General features: G+C 35.3%; 2 protein-coding genes. Both read left to right on the top strand.

Annotation, left to right across the window (positions count from 1 at the left end; translation table 11 throughout):
• The first annotated feature begins 171 nt into the window (after positions 1–171).
• On the top strand, positions 172–888 hold the full coding sequence (locus WH267_RS25015) for a pseudouridine synthase (RefSeq protein WP_115968244.1): 717 nt from the start codon (positions 172–174) through the stop codon (positions 886–888).
• 208 nt (positions 889–1096) lie between these two features.
• Complete coding sequence (locus WH267_RS25020) at positions 1097–2134, top strand: quinone-dependent dihydroorotate dehydrogenase (protein WP_340011709.1); 1038 nt, start codon at positions 1097–1099, stop codon at positions 2132–2134.
• The last annotated feature ends 255 nt before the right edge of the window (positions 2135–2389 follow it).

Consider the following 2389-nt stretch of genomic DNA (forward strand, 5'->3'; position numbering starts at 1 on the left):
GCAAAGCCGCCGCCGCCGAAACTGAGAAAAGAGCTCAGACATACCGCTCAATCAGGGCTATTGATCCCTGGCTGTTGCCAAAACAAATTAGGTTTAAAACAATAATTATCTGTTAAGACTTTAAGTTTCTCACTGAGACAAGAATCAGTAGAAAATCTATACTTTTGCACCATGTTAGAAATTCTTTATCGTGACGAGAATATTATTGCCATCAATAAACCCAGCGGATTACTGGTTCATAAATCCTTTTATGCCGGAGAAGCTGATACCTATGCTATTCAGGAGTTAAGAAATCAGATTGGACAAAAAGTTTATCCTGTACATCGCTTAGACCGTAAAACTTCGGGGGTTTTGTTGTTTACCTTAGATAAAGATACGCTCAGAATAATGAGCGAACAGTTTGCATCACGCGAAGTGGAGAAGAAATATCTGGCAATTCTTCGTGGCTGGACAAAAGAAGAAGAAACGATCGATTATGACTTGGTTAATGAAAATGAAGTCACGCAAAATGCAGTTACCTACTATTCTCGTTTGCAGACTTCTGAAATAGATTTACCCTTTTTAAAGCATCAGACTTCTAGATATTGTTTGGTAGAGGCCATTCCTGAAACAGGAAGATTTCATCAGTTGAGAAAACATTTTAAACATATTCTTCATCCTATTTTAGGGTGCAGAAAACACGGGTGCAATAAACAAAATAAGTTGTGGCTTCAAACATTTGATATCAACAAAATGACGCTTCATGCTCATCAATTGATTTTTAATCATCCAATCACCAACGAAAAAATAATTGTGAACGCTACTATTGATGAAGAGTTTAAAAGAGTAGGGGATATTCTGAAATTTGATTTAAGTTCATACTCTAAACCCAAAGACTTTATTGAATAAGCCTTCTGTATTAAAGGGAAAATTTCTGGGGAATATCCTTGTCAAGGTTTTAAACCTTGACAAGGATATTAGAAGTACAACTTAAAAAAACATCTTGTCGAATGTTGTATTCCTTATAGATACTATAGTTAAAAAACATTTTGATAAAATATCTCAGGTTAATTAACCATTAATTTTAAAATGAGTAATTTTGTAAAACTTTTTTTCAATGTACAAATCGCTCATTCGTCCGATTCTTTTCAAATTTGATCCCGAAGAAGTGCATCACTTTACTTTTTCGATGCTAAAGAATTTTGGATTTATTACTAAATTATTTTTCCCCAAACCTATTGAAGACAAACGTCTGGAAAGAGAAGTTTTCGGATTAAAATTTAAAAATCCTGTAGGACTCGCTGCCGGTTTTGATAAAAATGCTGTTTTGTTCAACGAATTGGGCGACCTGGGTTTCGGTTTTGTAGAAATCGGAACGGTAACCCCAAGAGCTCAGGCTGGAAATCCTAAGAAAAGATTATTCCGTCTTATTGAAGATGGAGGGATTATTAACAGAATGGGCTTCAACAATGATGGCCTTCAGGCTGCGATCGAAAAACTGAAATCCAACAAAGGAAAGATAATCATCGGTGGAAACATCGGAAAAAATACAGATACAAAACCTGAAAACTATACTCAGGATTATCTGGATTGTTTCGAAGGCCTGCATCCCCATGTAGATTATTTTGTACTCAATGTAAGCTGCCCGAATGTTGGAAGCCACGCCAAACTGGAGGATGTGGAATACCTTCGTGAACTGATTACAGAAGTAAAGAAAATCAACCAGTCAAAATCTGTACAGAAACCAATATTACTTAAAATTGCGCCGGATCTTAATAATGCTCAGCTGGATGAAATTGTTGATCTGATTGCAGAAACTAAAATAGATGGAGTAATTGTTTCCAATACCTCAGTCAATAGGGAAGGATTGAAAACCTCTCCTGAAGTTTTAGAACAGATAGGAAACGGAGGATTAAGCGGAAAGCCTATTCGTGAGAGAAGCACAAAAATGATCAAATACCTTTCAGATAAAAGCAACAGAGCATTTCCAATCATTGGAGTAGGAGGAATTCACTCAGCAAAAGATGCTATCGAAAAGCTAGATGCCGGGGCAAGCCTGGTTCAGTTATACACCGGATTTATCTATGAAGGCCCGGAATTGATTAACGAAATCAATAAAGAGATTTTAAAAAGAGCAAGCAGATTGCCAAGATAGATATAGAGAGACCATCCGGTCTCTTTTTTGTTTTAGCCACGAATGCACAAATTTTTTATTTGCGCATTTACAAAAAATAAATAGACTATAGTTTAGCTTAATTTTAAAACTAATGTTTGTATATACGCTTACAACAAATAACATTCATAAAAATTCGTGTATTCTAAGACATATGCAAATTATATCTTGTTAAATTTACAAAAGGTGCCTCTCTTTTTACCACAGCAAATATTCTATAAATCAGTTTGCAACATA

The sequence above is a fragment of the Chryseobacterium sp. MYb328 genome (assembly GCF_037572595.1).
Classification (GTDB): domain Bacteria; phylum Bacteroidota; class Bacteroidia; order Flavobacteriales; family Weeksellaceae; genus Chryseobacterium; species Chryseobacterium pennae.